At 63.3% G+C, this 19,039-nt stretch carries 13 protein-coding genes; 7 read left to right on the forward strand and 6 right to left on the reverse strand.

What is annotated here, in order from left to right:
- Positions 1-96: 96 nt before the first annotated feature.
- On the forward strand, positions 97-966 hold the full coding sequence (locus tag RLO07_RS16605) for an LLM class F420-dependent oxidoreductase (RefSeq protein ID WP_462293259.1): 870 nt from the start codon (positions 97-99) through the stop codon (positions 964-966).
- On the opposite strand, the gene RLO07_RS16610 is transcribed toward RLO07_RS16605, so the two are convergent.
- Together RLO07_RS16610 and RLO07_RS16615 are read right to left on the reverse strand one after the other, a co-directional pair.
- Positions 933-3,686 (reverse strand): UvrD-helicase domain-containing protein, encoded by a 2,754-nt coding sequence (locus RLO07_RS16610; RefSeq protein WP_462293260.1) that lies wholly within the window; start codon positions 3,684-3,686, stop codon positions 933-935. The genes RLO07_RS16605 and RLO07_RS16610 overlap by 34 nt on opposite strands.
- The gene (locus RLO07_RS16615; RefSeq protein WP_462293261.1) at positions 3,683-6,334 is read right to left on the reverse strand and encodes a PD-(D/E)XK nuclease family protein; all 2,652 of its coding nucleotides are present in this window, start codon (positions 6,332-6,334) and stop codon (positions 3,683-3,685) included. The genes RLO07_RS16610 and RLO07_RS16615 overlap by 4 nt, the downstream gene beginning before the upstream one ends.
- A 120-nt stretch (positions 6,335-6,454) precedes the next feature.
- Between RLO07_RS16615 and RLO07_RS16620 the strand changes: the two genes are divergently transcribed.
- On the forward strand, positions 6,455-7,531 hold the full coding sequence (locus RLO07_RS16620; RefSeq protein WP_462293262.1) for a 3-deoxy-7-phosphoheptulonate synthase: 1,077 nt from the start codon (positions 6,455-6,457) through the stop codon (positions 7,529-7,531).
- On the opposite strand, the gene nfuA is transcribed toward RLO07_RS16620, so the two are convergent.
- Positions 7,528-8,103 carry a Fe-S biogenesis protein NfuA gene (gene nfuA, locus RLO07_RS16625; protein ID WP_462293263.1) on the reverse strand — a complete coding sequence of 192 codons (576 nt, stop codon included), beginning with the start codon at positions 8,101-8,103 and terminating at the stop codon, positions 7,528-7,530. The two genes, RLO07_RS16620 and nfuA, sit on opposite strands and share 4 nt — an antisense overlap.
- A gap of 133 nt (positions 8,104-8,236) precedes the next feature.
- On the opposite strand from nfuA, the gene metH reads away from it, so the two are divergent.
- The 4 genes from metH to RLO07_RS16645 all read left to right on the forward strand — a co-directional run bounded on the left by metH (position 8,237) and on the right by RLO07_RS16645 (position 14,691).
- Positions 8,237-11,926: a methionine synthase gene (gene metH, locus RLO07_RS16630; protein WP_462293264.1), complete on the forward strand. Its 3,690-nt coding sequence runs from the start codon at positions 8,237-8,239 to the stop codon at positions 11,924-11,926.
- A gap of 42 nt (positions 11,927-11,968) precedes the next feature.
- The gene (locus tag RLO07_RS16635) at positions 11,969-12,235 is read left to right on the forward strand and encodes a DUF2970 domain-containing protein (RefSeq protein WP_462293265.1); all 267 of its coding nucleotides are present in this window, start codon (positions 11,969-11,971) and stop codon (positions 12,233-12,235) included.
- A 340-nt stretch (positions 12,236-12,575) separates the two neighbouring features.
- The gene (locus RLO07_RS16640) at positions 12,576-14,240 is read left to right on the forward strand and encodes a nitrite/sulfite reductase (protein ID WP_462293266.1); all 1,665 of its coding nucleotides are present in this window, start codon (positions 12,576-12,578) and stop codon (positions 14,238-14,240) included.
- Positions 14,224-14,691, forward strand: a complete 468-nt coding sequence (locus RLO07_RS16645) for a DUF934 domain-containing protein (RefSeq protein WP_462293267.1) — start codon at positions 14,224-14,226, stop codon at positions 14,689-14,691. The genes RLO07_RS16640 and RLO07_RS16645 overlap by 17 nt, the downstream gene beginning before the upstream one ends.
- A gap of 78 nt (positions 14,692-14,769) precedes the next feature.
- Here RLO07_RS16645 and RLO07_RS16650 read toward each other — a convergent pair whose 3' ends face one another.
- Both RLO07_RS16650 and RLO07_RS16655 read right to left on the reverse strand, forming a co-directional pair.
- Positions 14,770-15,699 (reverse strand): electron transfer flavoprotein subunit alpha/FixB family protein, encoded by a 930-nt coding sequence (locus RLO07_RS16650; protein WP_462293268.1) that lies wholly within the window; start codon positions 15,697-15,699, stop codon positions 14,770-14,772.
- Positions 15,696-16,448, reverse strand: coding sequence for an electron transfer flavoprotein subunit beta/FixA family protein (locus tag RLO07_RS16655; protein ID WP_462293269.1), 753 nt, complete (start codon positions 16,446-16,448; stop codon positions 15,696-15,698). Before RLO07_RS16655 ends, RLO07_RS16650 begins: the two co-directional genes overlap by 4 nt.
- 296 nt (positions 16,449-16,744) lie before the next feature.
- On the opposite strand from RLO07_RS16655, the gene RLO07_RS16660 reads away from it, so the two are divergent.
- The gene (locus RLO07_RS16660) at positions 16,745-18,397 is read left to right on the forward strand and encodes an electron transfer flavoprotein-ubiquinone oxidoreductase (protein ID WP_462293270.1); all 1,653 of its coding nucleotides are present in this window, start codon (positions 16,745-16,747) and stop codon (positions 18,395-18,397) included.
- Positions 18,398-18,502: 105 nt separating this feature from the next.
- Here RLO07_RS16660 and RLO07_RS16665 read toward each other — a convergent pair whose 3' ends face one another.
- Positions 18,503-19,036, reverse strand: coding sequence for a DUF1285 domain-containing protein (locus RLO07_RS16665; protein WP_462293271.1), 534 nt, complete (start codon positions 19,034-19,036; stop codon positions 18,503-18,505).
- Positions 19,037-19,039 lie beyond the last annotated feature (3 nt).

Raw genomic sequence — 19,039 nt, forward strand, 5'->3', positions numbered from 1 at the left:
TGATTGCCGCTCAAGACTGGTCCAGGCTCCCGGCATTGGTTCCCCGGTTGCTAGAGTGGTGGCCTGACAACCCCAGCCAGAAGCGGAGCACAGGCCGTGAAATTTGTTCTTTCCACCTCATTCAGCAGTGTCGCCCATCTCACCCGGATAGCCCCGGTCGCCGACGAATACGGCTGGGACGCGATGTCCTTCTCCGATCACGTCGTCCATCCGGAGCAGATCAGCGAACCCTATCCCTACACTGAAGACGGCAGCCGGCGCTGGGCCGCCTTCACCGACTGGCCCGACCCCTGGGTAGTGATCGGCGCCCTGGCCACCATCACCAGGCGTTTGCGTTTTACCAACAATATTTTCGTGTTGCCCATGCGCAATCCCTTTCTCGTCGCCAAGGCCATCAGTACCGCGGCGATAGTGTCGGACAACCGGGTCACGCCGGCGTTCGGGGTGGGCTGGTCGGCGGATGAGTTTGCCCTGATGCAGCAGGATTTCCGCACCCGTGGCAAGCGCACCGACGAAATGCTGGAGATCATGCGCCTGCTGTGGAGTGGCAAGATGGTTGAGTATCACGGCCAGTTCTACCAGTTCGAGCGCCTGGAGATGAACCCGGCGCCCACGGCACGCATTCCGATCTGGATCGGGGGAATTTCCGACCCGGCCATGCGTAGGGCTGCGCGCCTGGCCGACGGCTGGGTCACCGACCTGCAGCCCTCCAGTGAGATCATCGACAGCATCGCGCGCATTCAGCAGTGGCGGCGGGACTGTGGCCGGGAGCACGAGCCCTTTGAAGTGATGGCAACACCCAATGACGCCTGGGATGCGGATGGCTACAAGCGCCTGGAAGACGCCGGCGTCACGCACATCCTGACCATGCCCTGGGCCTTCTATCACGGCGAAACGGGGGACGTGAACCTGAAAATCGACGGCGTGAAACGCTATGCCGACGAGGTTATCGCGTCGCTTTCCTGAGCCGGCCCCTCCTCAACCCGATGCACCCGCGCCTGGGGCGCCACCGTGTCCCAGATGCTCGCCAGCAGGGCATCTGCCGGCGGCATGCGCACCCCACTGTCCGCCGTCGGATCCGGTGCCAGCACCGCGCTCAGGGTCAGTGTGCGGACAGCGCGGGTCGCGCCCACATAGAGCAGGCGCGCATTTTCTACCCGGGACTTGTGGCGGCGGATGCGCAGCAAGGTGTTGTAGACTCCGGGGCTGTCGCGCTCACTGTGATCGTCGGTCGCCAGCAGGAAGCGGCGCGCGCCGTCGGCGTCGGTGTAATCGTCCCAGAGTAGCGCCGGGCGCTCGTCCGCCCGTGCCCGGCCCGCCAGTCCGGGCATGAACACATGGTCGAATTCCAGCCCCTTGGCCTTGTGCAGGGTCATCACCTGGACCCGGGCGGCAGCCTCTCCAGAGCGCGCGTACAGGCCCGCCAGGCGACGTTGCAGCCAGGGCAGGTCCAGTCCCCTGCCCTCGTTGTCGGCCTGTTCCAGCAACTGCAGGAAGCGATCGGCGTTGTGCAGGTCGGTCTCGGAGCCAGCACAGGCGGGTCCGCCCAACTGTTCCCACAGCAGTTCCACCCAGACCCGCAATCCGCGTCGATCGCGGCGTTGGCGGCTCTCTGCCAGCGCCGCGGCCAGCGGAGCCACGCGTCGGCGCCCGTCGGCACTGAGTTGCGCCAGCAGGACCGGAACCTGCAGTGCGCTGGCCACCGGCGCCGGAAATGGGGAGGCGCCAAACTGCGCCACCCGCAACAGGTCAGCCGGGTCCAGTCCACACCAGGGTGCGCGCAGCAGTGCCATCCAGGCGACCCGGTCCGCCGGGTTCGCCAGCGCCCGGCACAGGGTAAACAGGTCCGCGACCACGGGATTGCGGGCAAGGCTGTCGATATCCTGGGCGTTATAACTGATACCAGCCAGGCGCAGGGCCGCCAGCACCGGTTGCAGCTGGGCGCGGCTGCGCGCGAGTACAGCCACACTGGTGTCGGGCATCAGAGCCAGGATGGCGGCAATCCGTTCGCCAAGCAGCCCGGCCTCGCGCAGCGCGCCCGGCCCCGGCTCGTCCGCAATCACTTCCAGTGCTACGGCGGGGCCCGCGGCCGCGGCGCGGGTGGCCACCGCAGGCGTGAAACGAACTTCGCCCCGGGCGATATCGTCGGTGGCCGGAAAGGCCTGGCGAAAAACGGCGTTGACCCAGGCGACGATACCCGCGCGGGAACGGAAATTGCTCCCCAGCACCAGGTATTCCGGTATCACGCCATTGAACCCCTCGTCCCTGGCGCGCAGGAACAGGCCCACGTTGGCATCGCGGAAACCGTAAATTGACTGCATGCCGTCGCCCACCAGCAACAAGGTGCGGGGCCGCTCCGGCTGCTGGGCATTGTGTTCACCCCAGCCGCGAGTCAGCCTCTGCAGCAGCCGATACTGATTGATGGCGGTGTCCTGGAACTCATCGACCAGCAGATGTTCAAGGCGGTAATCCAGGCGCAGGGCGAGATCCGTTGGCGCCTCATCCTCGCCCAGCGCCTGCAGGGCATAGAGGGCAATCTGGGTGTGGTCCACCTGTCCGCGCTGCTGGAACACCAGCAGCAACTGGGCCGCCAGCACCGGCAGCACGTGAAACAGATGCAGCAGCAGATGCCAGCCGTGGTCGTCGGGATCCGTCGCCGGCAGTACTGCGAGGTCCAGCAGATCCCGGCGCAGCGACTCCTCGCCGTCCAGGCGGGCCAACAGGGCCTGCATGCGCTCTTTCCAGTCTCTTGCGGACCCCTCTCCCGCAGGAGCGCCTGCCGCAGGAACGCCTGCCGCAGGAAATCCCTGGCGCTTGTCTACCCGGCTGCGCCAGTGCCCGTCCGCTTTCAACAACAGTCGGGCAACATCCCGCCAGGCGGGCAGCGAGGCCGTGCTCGTGGCAGACAGGTCAGCGGGAGGCGACTGGCCCAGCTGGGCTGCGGCGTAGGTGCGCAGCCCGTTCAGCTCCCCGGCAACCGGGCTCAATGCCGCAGCCAGGCGTCGCAGCCGGTCCCTGACCAGGTGCTCGAGAGTGTCGCGCAACACTGTTTCGGCCCAGGCCGGATCGTGACGCAGGCTGACATAATCCTGCCACTGTTCGCGGCGGGCCAGCAGAGCCGACAGCAGTCCCTGCAGACGCAGCCAATCGTTGCCAAAGTGCAGCAACAGCGCCTCGAGATCCGCGGCTACCGGATGCCCTTCCTCCAGCAGGCGGAACAGGCCGGCGACCGCTTCCTGGTAGAGCTCGCGGGCGTCGTCCACGGCGCTGGCCTGGCCGCCAAAGCGGCTCAATATCGGCATCTGCCGGGTCAGGGCGTGGCAGAAACCATCGATGGTGCGGATGTTGAACCGAGCTGTATCACGCAACAATTGCCAACCCTGTTGCCCGCCATGGGTCAGTGCCGCCGCTGCCAGTTCCCGGGTGCGTTGTTCGTGGCTGCCGGCAATCGGCTCCCCGGCCGCAGCAGCCCCCAGGGCGGCGACAACCCGGTCGCGCATTTCCGCCGCGGCCTTGCGGGTAAAGGTAATTGCCAGCACCTGCTCCGGCTGCGCAACCCTCGACAACAGCGCCAGATAGCGCTGAATCAGCAACTCGGTCTTGCCGGAACCCGCGGGTGCGCTGACACAGAAGCTCCCGGTGGTATCCAGTGCCCGCTCTCGCTGCCAGGCGTCGCTGATGGTCATGAGCCAGACGCCTCGATGCGGCACAGGGCCTGCATCCCGCAATGACGGCAGCTGCCGGGCGATTTTGGTGTCACTGCCGCCTCGCCGCCAACAAAAGCGGTGGCCAGTGCAGTCAGCGACTGCCGCCAGTGCGCCACGACCTGCTCCCAGTCGGCGCAGGGGTGCTGGCCACGGGTGCGGCCCGCGATGTCGGTGTGGATTCCGGGACCGGCATCCGTCCGCGCCAGGCCCGCGAACTGGCAACGCCGCTCTTGCACGGTGGCAAAGGCAACACCTGCCAGAGGCGCTTCGGCAGCGAGCGCATACAGCGGCAACTGCGGTTTCGCCGGCCGCTCCCCGAACCAGTCAGCGACCGCGGAGAGAGCGGACTTGTAGTCAATCAGCAGGGTGGAACCATCCTCGAGCGCATCGATGCGGTCTATCCGCAGCGACAGAGTCAGCCCCCCCAGTTCCAGCTTGCCCGGGGCCTCGCGCGCCAGAACCCTGAATGGAGGTCGCTGCCGCTCCAGTTGCAGCCATTCCGCCAATAATCGCTGCAAACGCACGCCCTCCAGCCGCAGGCAAGCGCGACCCGCGGCGCGCTGTCGCGACACGGGCAATGTCGCCATCGCCAATGCCACCGCCCGCTGCAGGCAGCTCTGCTCCGCCGCCGGTGACAGCTGCTCCAGCGCGGCCCGGTCACCAAGCTCACCCCAGAGGTGGAACAGGGCGCTGTGCAGCACTTCGCCCCGGTCCGCAGCCGACAGGCCGGGTTCTGGTTCCGGCAGTGGCCGCAACTGCAAGCGGCGCCGGGCAAAAGCCCGAAAGGGACACAGGGACTGATCTTCGATGATCGCGCTGCCACCCCGTAGCAGGCCAGCCTCCGTCGCCGCTACCGGTGGCGCCGGTGCACTCTGATCCGGCACCTGGCAGGTATTGCCCAGCGCCTGCAGCCAAGAGTGCTTTAACGGCGCCGGGGGCAGGTCTGGCATCGGGGCGAAATCCCGCAACAGCGGGCTGGGTAGTTCGGGAACGCCATCGCGCTGTGCGGCAAAACTGGCATAGAGCACTCCGGTGGCGCGCCGGTAGCGGTCCAGCAAGGCTTCGCTGAAGGCCCACTCCCGCTCCGCGCTGGCATGGGGCATGCCGCGTTCGCGTTGCAGGCGCAACGGAATGAAGGGATGCGGACGGGCCGGCGCAGGCCACTGGCTGGCTTGCATTCCGCACAGCCAGAGCTTGTCGAACTGCAGGCCCGCCGCCTCCAATGGGCCCAGCACCTGCACCGTACTGTCATCGGTTTGCGGCTGGAAACCGGCCTCCCCGGCCAGTCGCCGCAGTAACTGCAGGGCTTCAGCGTATCCCAGGGACGACATCACCAGATCGAACCCGGCATAGTCCCGCAACAATCGCTGCCACTGTTCCAGCTGCTGGTATTCCAGCGAATCCAGCGCCGTCCGGGGCCAGCCCCAGGGCGCCAGCAGGCGCTCGAAGCGCGCCATCCACACTGACGGTGGATGGCGGCCACCGGTCAGAGCCGACATCGCGCTGACCTGCAGCGCTTGCGCCAGCGCGGAGTTGCCGCCCCCAGCCGCCTCCAGTTCTCTCTGCAACTGTGCCAGCGTAAGGCGCTCGAGCCGGCTCTCGAAGCAGCGCGTCAGCAGTGTCGTGCCGCCCTCGCTCGCGAGGCCTGGCTGGACAAAGCGCGATTGCAACAGCAGGGCCAGCGCCTGCGGGCCGATACCCTCGGCCGGCAGCGTCAGCAGCTGCAGGGCGTCCCGCACCAGGGGAACGTCCGCCAGCGGCTGGCCCACTGAAAAGTTCACCGGCAGGCTCTGGTAGCGCCGATCCAGGCAATCGAACTCGCGCCGCAGAAGGTAGTCCAGCGTGGCCCGCTGCCCGGCACTGTCAGCGACCACAATACCCAGCCGCAAATCCGGCTCTCTCGTCGCCAGATCTGCCGCCCAGCGCGCCACTGCCGCGAGTTCGCTGCGGCTGTCCTGACAACGCAGCACTTCACACTCCACCGCAGCCGCAACTGCAGGTTCCAGCGTTTGCAGATCCGCGACCAGTCCCTGCAGGCAGTGCTCATACAGGGGTGGCAAGGTGTCAAAAGCCAGCAGGGCGACGGGTATGCGCGGCGTATCCGGGGTCAGCGCGGCCAGCGCGAGCATCGCGTCCACCAACGTGGTCAGGCCATCCCGGGCCAGACGGGCGCTGAAGGCATCGGTCCAGCGCAAGAAGGCGCCGCAATCTTCGTCCAACAGGAACAGCTGCCGTATCGCGGGCGCCGCCAGCTCAACTTGCCAGCGCAGCAGCGTGTCCCGGGCCCGGGCCGCCAGACGAGCCGCCGCGCCGGGCTGGAGGAGATCGTAGCGTCCGGCCTGGGCCTGGTCCGCAGCGATAACCTGGCGCCACAATTCGTGGGTCTGGGCCGGGCTCAGCAGCCGTCGGGCTGGCAGTCGACCCGCTGCCACGGCCTCCTGCCAGCGCTGTTGCAACCAGGGTTCCAGGGCACAAACCCGGGGCACGGATCGCTCCCCGGCAACGTCTCCGGCAGCCAACTCCCACTCGGAGAGGATCCGCCGCGCCAGGCGCTGGGTGGGTGTCAACAAGGTGTAGCCGGCGGCGATCAGGGGTTGCAATGGATCGATGTCGTACAGTCGGGGCAAGCGTTTCTCCGGACGTTGGCGGCGGGCGGTTCCTACCCAAAACTGCAGCGCTGCTATAGAATGTCGCGCCTCGACAGGTGCTCCGGCGCCGGCTGGAGACACTCTATCAGGTAACGGTCAATGAGCAATATGGAAGTCTACAACGTCAACGTCGCCTCTCAGGATGTGCTGGTCACGCCGGCGCAGCTGAAAGAGATGCTGCCACTCAGCGACGCCGCGCACGAGATGATCAGTGACAGTCGCGAAGTGATACAGAACATCCTCGACCGCAAGGATCACCGCATCTTTGTCGTGGTGGGTCCCTGTTCCATCCACGATGTCAGCGCCGCCATGGACTACGCCCGGCGCCTGCAGATTCTGGCAAAGGAGCTGTCAGACACCCTGTACATCGTGATGCGGGTGTACTTTGAAAAGCCGCGCACCACGGTGGGCTGGAAAGGCCTGATCAATGACCCGCACCTGGATGATTCATTCAAGATCGAGGAGGGACTGCATATCGGCCGCCGGCTGTTGCTCGACATCCTCGAGTTGGGGCTGCCCACCGCCACCGAGGCGCTCGACCCGATCTCTCCCCAGTACCTGCAGGACCTGATCAGCTGGTCCGCCATCGGCGCCCGCACCACAGAATCCCAGACCCACCGGGAAATGGCCAGCGGCCTGTCTTCGGCGGTGGGTTTCAAGAACGGTACCGACGGCGGCCTCACCGTGGCCAGCAACGCGCTCAACTCGGTGGCCAAGCCGCACCGCTTCCTGGGCATCAACGGGCGGGGTGAGGTCTCGGTGATTACCACGCGCGGCAACCGCTATGGCCACATCGTACTGCGCGGCGGCAGCAATGGTCCCAACTACGACTCGGTACACGTGCGCCTGTGTGAAGAAGCACTGGCAAAAGCCTCTGTGCCCCAGAACATCATGGTCGACTGCAGTCACGCCAACTCCAGCAAACAGCCGGAGTTGCAGCCGCTGGTGGTGGAGAACGTGGGCAACCAGATCCTGGAAGGCAATCGTTCGATTATCGGCCTGATGATTGAGAGTAACCTGAAAGCGGGCAACCAGCCGATACCGGAGAACCTGGCCGAGCTGGAATACGGTGTTTCGGTGACCGACGGTTGTATTGGCTGGGAGGAAACGGAGCACTGCCTGCGGGCACTGCGCGAGACTCTCAGGGATGCGCTGCCAAGTCGCGTTGGCGTCTAGTAATAGGCCTGGCTGCGGTCCGAGTGATCGGTGCTGTCGCGCACACCCTTGAGCTCCGGCAACTGCTCCAGCAGGGTTTTCTCCACCCCGCCCTTCAGGGTCTGGTCGACCATGCCACAGCCCTGGCAGCCACCGCCAAACTTGAGAATGGCATAGGGATCCTCGGTAATTTCCACCAGGCTGACTTCACCGCCGTGGGACGCCAGGGCCGGGTTCACCTCGTTATACAGAATGTAGTTGACGCGATCTTCCAGGGGGCTGTTCTCATCCACCCGCGGCAACTTGGCGTTGGGCGCCTTGATGGTCAGCTGGCCACCCATGCGATCCTTGGCGTAATCCACCAGCGCATCCTCGAGAAACGGCAGGCTGCGAGCGTCGAACCAGGCGTCGAGCTCGCCGAAAGTTTGCTTTTCATCCCCTTCCTGAATGTCGCCCTCGCGGCAATAGGCGATACAGGTTTCCGCCTTGGGCGTCCCCGGCTGGTTAATAAAGACACGCACGCCCAGGGCATCCTCCTGCTTGGCCAGCAGTTCGGCGAGATAACCCTGTGCCGATTCTGTAATGGTGACCATGAACCTCTTCCATTCCGAGTAAATTGGTCAAGTATTCTAGCAAACTTCTCCCGGATAGTGCGAGATCTGATTTCAACGCAGCCAAAGCCGCCCCTGATCTGTTAGAATTGCGGGCTTTTTACAGGAACCACCCATGGATATGGACAGTCTCGCAAACCATCCCCTGGCCCTTGCGCTGCGGCAGCGCATCCTGATCCTGGATGGCGCCATGGGGACGATGATCCAGGCCGAGGACCTGCAGGAGGCAGACTACCGCGGCGAGCGCTTCGGCGCACACCCGGCGGATCTCAAGGGCAACAACGACCTGCTGTCCCTGACCCGTCCTGACATCGTCGCCCGCATCCACCGCCGCTACCTCGAAGCCGGCGCCGACATTATCGGCACCAATACCTTCAACAGTACCGCAGTTGCCCAGGGCGATTACAACCTGTCGGAACTGGCCACTGAACTCAACCTGGCCGGAGCCCGCATCGCCCGCCAGGTGGCCGACGAACTGACCACCAGGGAGCCGGAGAAGCCGCGCTATGTAGCGGGTATCCTCGGCCCCACGCCGCGCACGGCCTCCATCTCGCCGGACGTGAATGATCCCGGCGCCCGCAACATTTATTTCGCGGAGCTGCAGGAAGACTATGCAGTCGCTACTCGCGCCCTGATCGAAGGCGGGGTCGACCTGATCCTGATCGAAACAGTATTCGATACCCTCAACGCCAAGGCCGCGATCTTTGCCGTGCAATCGGTGTTTGCGGAAATGGGCACCGAACTGCCACTGATGATTTCGGTGACCTTCCCGGATACCAGCGGCCGGGTGCTGTCGGGCCAGAGCCCGGAGGCGTTCTGGAACGCCGTTGCCCACGCCAAACCGTTGATCGTGGGCAGCAACTGCGGCCGTCGCTTCAAGGAAATACGCCCCTTCCTGGAAGAACTGGCCAACGCCGCCGAGTGTTTTTTCAGCGCCCACCTCAACGCCGGCCTGCCCAATGCCTTCGGCGAGTACGATGAGACTCCCGACGACATGTACGCGGACTTCCGCGGCTTTGCCGAACGCGGCTTTCTCAACCTTGCGGGCGGCTGCTGTGGCACCACGCCCCACCACATCGAGGCCATCGCCAGGGCAGTGGCCGGCATTGCCCCGCGCCCCCTGCCCCAGCGGCCGCCGGCCTGTCGCCTCAGCGGTCTGGAGCCCTTCAACATCGATGCCGACAGCCTGTTCGTGAATGTCGGGGAACGCTGCAACGTCACCGGTTCCGCCCGCTTCAAGCGCCTGGTCCTGGACGGCAATTACGAGGCCGCGCTGGATGTTGCCCGGGTGCAGGTGGAGGACGGCGCCCAGATCATCGACATCAACATGGATGAGGGCATGCTCGACGCCGAAGAGGCGATGGTGACCTTCCTCAACCTGGTGGCCTCCGAACCGGATATCTCCCGGGTGCCAATCATGGTCGACTCCTCGCGCTGGTCGGTGATCGAGGCCGGCCTGCGCTGTATCCAGGGCAAGCCGGTGGTGAACTCCATCAGTCTCAAGGCCGGGGAAGCCGAATTCATCGAGCAGGCCACCCTCTGCAAGCGCTACGGCGCCGCAGTCGTGGTCATGGCCTTCGACGAGGACGGCCAGGCTGACAACCTGGGCCGGCGCAAGGCCATCTGCCGGCGCTCCTGGGACCTGCTGGTCAACACGGTCGGCTTCAACCCCAACGACATCATTTTCGATCCCAACATTTTCGCGGTCGCCACCGGCATCGAAGAGCACAACAATTACGCCGTGGAGTTTATCGAAGCCACGCGCTGGATCCGCGACCAGCTGCCCGGTGCCCTCGTCTCCGGCGGCGTTTCCAACGTGTCATTTTCCTTCCGCGGCAACAACGTTGTACGCGAGGCAATCCACTCGGTATTCCTCTACCACGCGATCCGCGCCGGCATGAACATGGGGATCGTCAACGCCGGCCAGCTGGCGGTCTACGACGAGCTGCCGGGAGAGCTGCGCGACGCAGTCGAGGACGTGATCCTCAACCGCCGCAGCGACGGCACCGAGCGGCTGCTGGAGCTGGCCGAGACCTATCGCGACAGCGGCACCGGCAGCGCGCGCGTGGAGGATCTGGGCTGGCGCGAAAAACCGGTCGGCAAGCGCATCGAACACGCCCTCGTCAAGGGCATCAACAGCTTCATTCTGGAGGACGCCGAGGAGGCCCGGCAACTGTTCGCGCACCCGATCGAGGTCATCGAAGGTCCGCTGATGGACGGCATGAACGTGGTCGGCGACCTGTTCGGGGAAGGCAAGATGTTCCTGCCCCAGGTGGTCAAGAGTGCGCGGGTCATGAAACAGGCGGTGGCCTACCTGCAGCCCTACATCGAGGCAGAGAAGACCGACAGCAACCAGACCAATGGCAAAATCCTGATGGCCACGGTCAAGGGCGATGTCCACGACATCGGCAAGAACATCGTTGGCGTGGTCCTGCAGTGCAACAATTTCGAGGTCATCGACCTCGGGGTCATGGTCCACTGTGAAAAGATTCTCAGCGTCGCCCGCGAGGAAAACGTCGACATCATCGGCCTGTCGGGCCTGATCACGCCCTCGCTGGACGAGATGGTGCATGTCGCCAGCGAGATGCAGCGCCAGGACTTCCAGGTGCCGCTGATGATCGGCGGCGCCACGACCTCCAAGGCCCACACCGCGGTGAAGATCGAGCCGCGCTACCAGAACGACCTGGTGGTCTACGTACCGGACGCCTCCCGCAGCGTATCCGTGGCGACTGCCCTGATGGGCCTGGGCAAGGCAAAGTATGTCGCCGAGCGGCGCAGCGAATACACCGCGGTGCGCGAGCGGGTTGCAAACCGTCAGCCGCGCACCCGTCAGCTGCCCTACGCCGAGGCAGTGGCGCACGCGCCGGCACTGGACTGGGATGGCTATACGCCTCCGAAGCCGAGCTTTATCGGCACCCGGGTGCTGGATGATTTCCCATTGCAGAAGCTGGTGGATATCATTGACTGGACACCGTTTTTCATCTCCTGGGAACTGGCGGGAAAGTACCCGAAAATCCTTGAGGATGCAGTGGTCGGGGAGCAGGCACGGGAGTTGTTCGCTGACGCCCAGGCGATGCTGCAGAAAATCATCGACCAAAAACTGATAACTGCCCGTGCCACCCTGGGCTTCTGGCCCGCTGCGCGCAATGGCAGCGACGATATCGACCTGTTTGCGGATGAATCCCGCAGCGAGATCATCGCCACCCTGCACCACCTCCGGCAGCAGATGGACAAGCCCAATGCCGAACCCAACCTGTGCCTGGCAGATTACGTGGCCCCCGCCGGAGCGGCCCCCGACTATGTGGGCGCCTTCTGCGTCACCACCGGTCACGGTGTCGACGAACTCTCGGAGCGCTTCCTGGCCGAGCACGACGACTACAACAGCATCCTGGTAAAGGCCCTGGCCGATCGCCTGGCCGAGGCCTTCGCCGAGTACCTGCACCGCTGGGTGCGCACCGAGCTGTGGGGTTATGCAGCGGATGAGCAGTTGAGTGTCGAGGAACTGATCCGGGAGAAATACCGCGGCATTCGCCCTGCACCCGGCTATCCGGCCTGTCCAGATCATACCGAGAAAGCCACCCTGTTCGAGTTGCTGCAGGCTCCCGACACCTGCGGTGTCACGCTCTCGGAAAGTTACGCCATGTCGCCGGCGTCATCGGTAAGCGGGTTTTATTTTTCACACCCGGACGCGCGCTATTTTGCCGTCGGCAAGATCGGCCGCGACCAGGTCGCGGATGTGGCCGCCCGCAAGGGCATGAGTATTGCCGAGGTGGAGCGCTGGCTGGCGCCGGTGCTGGACTATTGAGCGCAGACACGGCGACCACAACTGATTATTTGGAGCAGAATCATGTCTGACCACAGCGAAGCAGAACACGCCCCCGCAGGGGAGAACGAAGAGCAGTCAACCGACGCTGGCAAGCACCGCCTGCGTCCGTGGCACGTCATCAGCAGCGTATTTGCAGCTGGCCTCGGAGTTCAGAGCAGCCGCAACCGCGAGCGCGACTTCAAGCAGGGCAAGGCCGGCGTCTTTATTGCCGCCGGCCTGATTTTTACCCTGCTGTTTATTGTGGCAATGGTGATTATCGTACAGCTGGTACTGAAAAGCGCGGGCTAGTGGGGGCGCCTAGCCGGGGGCGCCTAGCCGGGCATTGCCGCCAACCAGAGGTAGGAAGCAACAACAACAATCGCAATGATGGCGGTGGCGGCAATGGCGTCGGCCATGCCATCGTCTTTCCTGGTTGAACCTGACATGCGGGAACTCCTCGTCTGCTGTGGGCGCGGCGTCGGGCCGGCGTACCGGTTCGCGGGATTATATCAGGAAATTCCAGGATGGAAGCCCGTCTCATTGCTCAGCGCGAGTTCTAAACTTATAAAAAATCAGCATAAATCGTCTCCCGGGTTTTCTGGTAAGGTAGCGCCTCCGCTACAAACGCTCCTGCTATTAGGACCTCTCGATGTACCTTTACGACCAATATGATCAGCGCATTGTCGATGAACGCGTGGCCCAGTTTCGAGACCAGACGCGGCGCTTCCTGGCTGGCGAACTGAGCGCCGCTGAGTTCCTGCCGCTGCGACTGCAGAATGGGCTCTACGTGCAACGCCTGGCGCCCATGCTCCGCATAGCCGTACCCTATGGGCTGCTGTCCAGCACCCAGTTGCGCAAGCTGGCCCACATCAGCCGCCACTACGACAAGGGCTATGCCCACGTCAGCACCCGGCAGAATATCCAGCTGAACTGGCCGCAACTGGAAGAGGTGCCGGACATTCTGGAGGAGCTTGCCAGCGTACAGATGCACGCGATCCAGACCAGCGGCAACTGCATACGCAATACCACCACAGACCAGTTTGCCGGCGTGGCCGCCGACGAACGTGAAGACCCGCGCCCCTGGTGCGAGATCATTCGCCAGTGGTCCACACTGCACCCGGAATTCGCCTTTTTGCCGCGCAAGTTCAAGATCGCGGTGTGCGCCAGCGAGCAGGACCGCGCTGCCATTCACGCTCATGATATCGGTGTTGAACTGCTGGCCAACGCCGCCGGCGAGTATGGTTTCAAGGTACTTGCCGGTGGCGGCCTCGGCCGCACTCCGGTAATCGGTTCCGTGATCAGCGAGTGGCTGGAAAAACGCCACCTGCTTACCTACCTGGAAGCAATCCTGCGGGTCTACAACCAGCACGGTCGCCGCGACAACAAGTACAAGGCGCGGATCAAGATCCTGGTCAAGGCCATGGGAGTCGAGGCTTTCCGGGACGCGGTGGAACGGGAATGGGCGCTGCTGAAAGACGGTCCCAGCACCCTCACCGACGAGGAAATCGCACGCGCCAAATCCTTCTTTACCGCACCGCCCTACGCGCAAGTGGACGGTGAAGCAGCTGCCGAGGCCCTGCGGGATCGCTGCGCGGCAGAGCCCATTTTCGGCAACTGGGTTGCGCGCAACACCCTGGCGCACCGCGTCCCCGGTTACCGCGCCGTGAGCATCTCGCTGAAGGCGACCGGTGTGGCTCCCGGAGACATCACCGATCGCCAACTGGAACTGCTCGCGGACCTGGCGGATAACTATTCCTTCGGCGAATTGCGCACCACTCACCAGCAGAACATGGTACTCGCGGATGTCGAGACCAGCGCACTCTACACCCTGTGGCAGCAGCTGCAAGCTGCGGGCCTGGCGACACCGAACATCGGCTACATCACCGATGTCATCTGCTGCCCCGGCGGCGATTACTGCTCCCTCGCCAATGCCAAATCCATCCCTGTTGCCGAAGCCATCCAGGCCCGCTTCGAAGACCTGGACTACCTGTATGACCTGGGCCCGATCGAACTCAATATCAGCGGCTGCATGAATGCCTGCGGCCACCATCATATAGGCCACATTGGTATCCTCGGAGTAGACAAGAAAGGGGCCGAGTTCTACCAGGTCAGCCTCGGTGGCAGCCAGTCCAAGCAGGCCGCCATCGGCAAGATCCTGGGCCCGTCTTTCAGTCAGGAGGACATTCCGGATGTGGTCGAGAATATCCTCGACACCTTCGTCGGCCTGCGCCAGGAAGAGGAAACGTTTCTGCAAACCTACAACCGGGTCGGTATCGAACCCTTCAAGGAGCGAGTCTATGCCAAGACTCATTAAGCAGGGCCAGATTACCAGCGATCCCTGGCTACCGCCTGAGGCCGAAGCCGAGACAGCACCGGAATCGCACCTGCCCACCCTGAGCCAATGGCTGTCCCTTGCCGACAAGGCGGGCTCCGCGGTGCAAATCGAACCTGGCGACGGCGTCAGCGAACTGCTGCCGGCGCTGGACGCGGTCCGCCTGGTGGCAGTGAATTTCCCCCTGTTCACGGACGGGCGCGGGTTTTCCTACGCCCGGGAACTGCGCGAGCGTGGGTATGCAGGCGAACTGCGGGCCGTGGGAGCTTTCCTCCCCGACCAGCTGCATTACCTGCGTCGTTGCGGCTTCGACGCCTTCCAGTTCAGCGATGAGTCCCGCCTGGAAGCGGGGCTGCGGCAGCTGGACATCTTCTCCGAGCACTACCAGGGCGCTATCGACGACCCGCAACCGCTGTTCCGGCGACGCCAGTAGAATCCGCACTACCCGCGGTCCGAAGACACAAAAAAGCCGGCTTGCAGCCGGCTTTTTTATATTACCCGCCGCAGATGATCAGAGCGCGGCTTCCAGCTCGGGGAGAGCGTCGAACAGATCTGCCACCAGACCATAATCGGCCACCTGGAAGATCGGCGCGTCCTCGTCCTTGTTGATGGCGACAATAACCTTGGAATCCTTCATCCCCGCCAGGTGCTGGATCGCACCGGAAATGCCGACGGCTATGTACAGATCCGGGGCCACAATCTTGCCGGTCTGGCCAACCTGCATGTCATTGGGAACAAAGCCGGCATCCACAGCTGCGCGTGAGGCACCAATGGCGGCTCCCAGCTTGTCTGCAATCCCCTCCAGCAGTTTGAAGTTGTCGCCATTCTGCATGCCACGACCACCGGAAATAACGACCGGCGCGGCAGTCAGCTCGGGACGATCGGATACTGCCACTTCCTCGCCGACAAAGGTGGAAATGCCCGCATCATGCACGGAGTCAACCGCTTCAATGCTGGCGGAACCACCCTCTGCCGCAACGGCATCAAAGGCGGTGGTGCGCACAGTGATCACCTTCTTGGCATCGGTGGTCTGCACAGTGGCAATCACGTTACCGGCATAGATCGGGCGCTTGAAGGTATCCGCGGATTCAACCGAGATAATGTCCGAGATCTGGGCGACATCCAGCAGTGCGGCAACCCGCGGCAAGGTGTTTTTGCCGTTGGTGGTCGAGGGAGCGATGATGTTATCGTAGTTGGCCGCCACTTCGGCGATCAACAGGCTGACATTCTCCGCCAGCTGATGTTCATAGGCGGCGTTGTCCGCCAGCAGCACCTTGCCCACGCCAGGCACGGCCGCAGCCTGGTCGGCAACGGCGCTGCAGCCGGCGCCAGCTACCAGGATATCGATCTCGGCACCCATGGCCTCGGCTGCGGCAACGGCATTGAGGGTGGCAGGCTTGAGACTGCTGTTGTCGTGCTCTGCAATAACCAGTGTACTCATGAGATTACCTTCGCCTCGTTCTTCAATTTGTCGACCAACTGGGCGACGTCCTCAACCTTGATGCCCGCCTGGCGCTCGGGCGGCGGCTCGACCTTGATCTGGGTCAGGTGCGTGGTGACTTCGACACCCAGGTCAGCGGGCGTGAACACATCCAGCTGCTTCTTCTTCGCCTTCATGATATTGGGCAGCGATGCGTAGCGCGGCTCGTTCAGGCGCAGATCGGTGGTGACGATTGCCGGCAGCGTCAGGCGAACGGTCTGGAAGCCACCATCCACTTCACGAACGACATTAAGATTGTCGCCTTCAACCTTGATTTCAGAGGCAAAAGTGCCCTGGGGCAAGTTGGCCAGTGCACCCAGCATCTGCCCGGTCTGGTTGTTGTCGCCATCGATGGACTGCTTGCCCAGGATGACCAGCTGCGGCTGCTCTTTCTCGATCACGCCCTTGAGCAACTTGGCCACGACCAGCGGCTCCACGCGCCCCTCTGTTTCTACGTGAATACCGCGGTCAGCACCCAGCGCCAGCGCGGTGCGGATCTGCTCCTGGCAGGGCTTCTCGCCCACGGATACCGCGATCACTTCCGTGGCGACACCGGCTTCCTTCAGCCGCACGGCTTCCTCGACAGCGATTTCACAGAACGGGTTGATGGCCATTTTGACATTGTTCAGATCAACATCACTGCCATCGCCTTTGGCACGGACCTTGACGTTGTAGTCAACGACGCGCTTTACGGCAACAAGAACCTTCATAGGATTTCCAACGCTAGTTTCGGGTGGGTTGCAGAGGCCGGACCGGGGATGGAGGGCCACTGGTTTGAGTTCGGGCGGGTATGTTGCCGCCAAAGCCACGGCAGGTCAATAGGTCGGGCCGCGCAGGTCGGGCCGCGCAGGTCAGGTGGCAGTAAATTAACCATGGTGGACACAACCTGGATACCGGGCATCCATCGTGCTGATGGCCTTTAACCGTTAAAAATTATATACTTGCACCGCTTTTATCAGACCGGAATTGAATAGCTTGTCTGCCCCCGCAACCAGAGGATGCTGCCGTGGAACGTGAATCAATGGAATTTGACGTCGTGATTGTTGGTGCCGGACCCGCGGGTCTGTCCGCCGCCTGTCGCATCATGCAACTGGCCCAGGAGCAGGAGCGCGAAGTCACCGTCTGCGTTGTGGAAAAGGGCTCCGAGGTCGGCGCCCATATACTGTCCGGTGCGGTACTGGAACCACGCGCCCTCGCGGAACTGTTTCCGGACTGGAAGGAAATGGGAGCACCGCTGCCGACCGAGGTGACGGAAGACCGCTTTTTCTTCTACACCAGCGCGAAAAAAGCGATCAAGCTGCCGAACTTCATGATCCCCAAGCCCACACACAACGAAGGAAACTTTATTGTGTCCATGGGTAATGTCTGTCGCTGGCTGGCGGAGCAGGCGGAAAACCTGGGGGTCGAGGTCTATCCGGGCTTCTCGGCTGCAGAAGTGCTGTTTCATCCTGACGGCAGCGTCAAGGGTATCGCCACCGGCGACATGGGCATTGGCGCCAATGGCGAAAAAAAGGACAGCTACACCCCGGGCATGGAGTTGCACGCCAAATACACGCTGTTCGCCGAAGGCTGTCGGGGCCATCTGGGCAAGCAGTTGATCCGCCAGCTGGAACTGGACAAGGACCGGGATCCCCAGCACTACGGGATAGGCATCAAGGAAATCTGGGAAATCCCCGCGGACAAGCACCAGGAGGGCCTGGTCGTACACGGCCTCGGCTGGCCGCTGCAGGAAAACGGTGCCAGCGGTGGCGCCTTCCTGTATCACGCGGAAAACAACCAGGTCTATCTGGGCCTGATTACCGACCTGAACTACAGCAATCCCCACCTGAACCCCTTCGCGGAATTCCAGCGCTGGAAGCTGCACCCGGAAACACTCAAGTACCTCGAAGGTGGCTCACGCCTGAGTTACGGTGCGCGCGCCATTGCCAAAGGCGGCTACAACTCCCTGCCGAAGATGCACTTTCCCGGCGGCCTGTTGATCGGCTGCGATGCCGGCACTCTCAACGCGGTGAAAATCAAGGGCAACCACACTGCGATGAAAAGCGGCATGCTGGCCGCGGAAGCCGTGGTGGAGGCGCTCGCCCAGGGGGAATCGGCTCCGGCTGACCTGGCCTCCTATGCCGACAAGGTCAAGAATTCCTGGCTCCACGAAGAGCTGTACACCACCCGCAATTTCAGCGGCTTCATGCACAAGTTCGGCTTCCTGTTTGGCTCGGCCATGGTATGGATCGACCAGACCATCTTCGGTGGCAAACTGCCCTTTACCCTGAACGATACGGTGCCGGATTACGCCACCCTGAAGCCGGCCAGCGAGAGCAAGCAGCCGGTCTACCCGAAGCCCGACAACAAGATCACTTTCGACCGCCTGTCCTCGGTATTCCTGTCCAACACCAACCACGAGGAAGACCAGCCCTGCCACCTGACCCTGATCGACCCGGATGTGCCGCTGGCGAAGAACCTGCCACTGTATGACGAGCCGGCCCAGCGTTACTGCCCGGCGGGCGTATATGAAATCGTGGAAGATGCCAAGGGTCAGCGCTTCCAGATCAACGCCCAGAACTGCGTCCACTGCAAGACCTGCGACATCAAGGATCCCGCGCAGAATATCGCCTGGGTCACTCCGGAAGGCTTTGGCGGGCCCAACTACCCGAACATGTAGGTCGGGCCGCGTAGGTCGGGCCGCGTAGGTCGGGCCGCGTAGGTCGGGCCGCGTAGGTCGGGTCGGGCAGGTCGGGCCGCGCAGGCCACCTGTTCCCGCTGCAGTTTACTGCAGCGGGAACCACTCTCCGGCGCTTGTGACCTGCAGGCGCCCTTCCCTCTCCTCCGCGCTCTCCACCAGTCGATACCAGGCAGCCCGTGACAACAGGGCACTGAGTCCGTGGGGCAGGGAAATGGCGGCAACATCGCCGACAGCGGGCTCCAGGAACAGGGGGTGATCCCTGTCTATGGGTACCTCGCGGCCGGTATTCAGGCGCGCAACCAGCAGCGGACTGTTGGCTTCCTCGCGCTGATTGATCTCGGTGACAATCAGCGGGTGCAGTTCAACCTGCACACGCCATTTTTCTCCGGGGGTCACCAGGTAGTAGTCGCCGTCTTCCTCGCGCCGCAGGATACTGGCGAACAGGCGCACAATCGCCTCGCGGGCTATGATCCTGCCTTCGTGGTACCAGCCACCATCCGCTGCGATGCGGATATCGATATCCCCGGACAGTGGTGGATGCCAGCGCTCCAGGGGAGGATTGTCGAAATTGCGGGTTTTGCGAACCTGACTTGCGAGGGTATCGAGCGCATCGGCCATTGT

This window comes from Haliea sp. (genome assembly GCF_040221975.1).
GTDB lineage: Bacteria > Pseudomonadota > Gammaproteobacteria > Pseudomonadales > Halieaceae > Haliea.

Excerpts from the sequence above, each read along its gene's own strand:
- RLO07_RS16655 (WP_462293269.1), bottom strand. The coding sequence starts at position 16,448 with ATGAAGGTTCTTGTTGCCGTAAAGCGCGTCGTTGACTACAACGTCAAG.
- RLO07_RS16610 (WP_462293260.1), bottom strand. The coding sequence starts at position 3,686 with ATGACCATCAGCGACGCCTGGCAGCGAGAGCGGGCACTGGATACCACC.
- RLO07_RS16640 (WP_462293266.1), top strand. The coding sequence starts at position 12,576 with ATGTACCTTTACGACCAATATGATCAGCGCATTGTCGATGAACGCGTG.
- RLO07_RS16635 (WP_462293265.1), top strand. The coding sequence starts at position 11,969 with ATGTCTGACCACAGCGAAGCAGAACACGCCCCCGCAGGGGAGAACGAA.
- RLO07_RS16650 (WP_462293268.1), bottom strand. The coding sequence starts at position 15,699 with ATGAGTACACTGGTTATTGCAGAGCACGACAACAGCAGTCTCAAGCCT.
- RLO07_RS16620 (WP_462293262.1), top strand. The coding sequence starts at position 6,455 with ATGAGCAATATGGAAGTCTACAACGTCAACGTCGCCTCTCAGGATGTG.
- metH (WP_462293264.1), top strand. The coding sequence starts at position 8,237 with ATGGATATGGACAGTCTCGCAAACCATCCCCTGGCCCTTGCGCTGCGG.
- RLO07_RS16665 (WP_462293271.1), bottom strand. The coding sequence starts at position 19,036 with ATGGCCGATGCGCTCGATACCCTCGCAAGTCAGGTTCGCAAAACCCGC.
- RLO07_RS16645 (WP_462293267.1), top strand. The coding sequence starts at position 14,224 with ATGCCAAGACTCATTAAGCAGGGCCAGATTACCAGCGATCCCTGGCTA.
- nfuA (WP_462293263.1), bottom strand. The coding sequence starts at position 8,103 with ATGGTCACCATTACAGAATCGGCACAGGGTTATCTCGCCGAACTGCTG.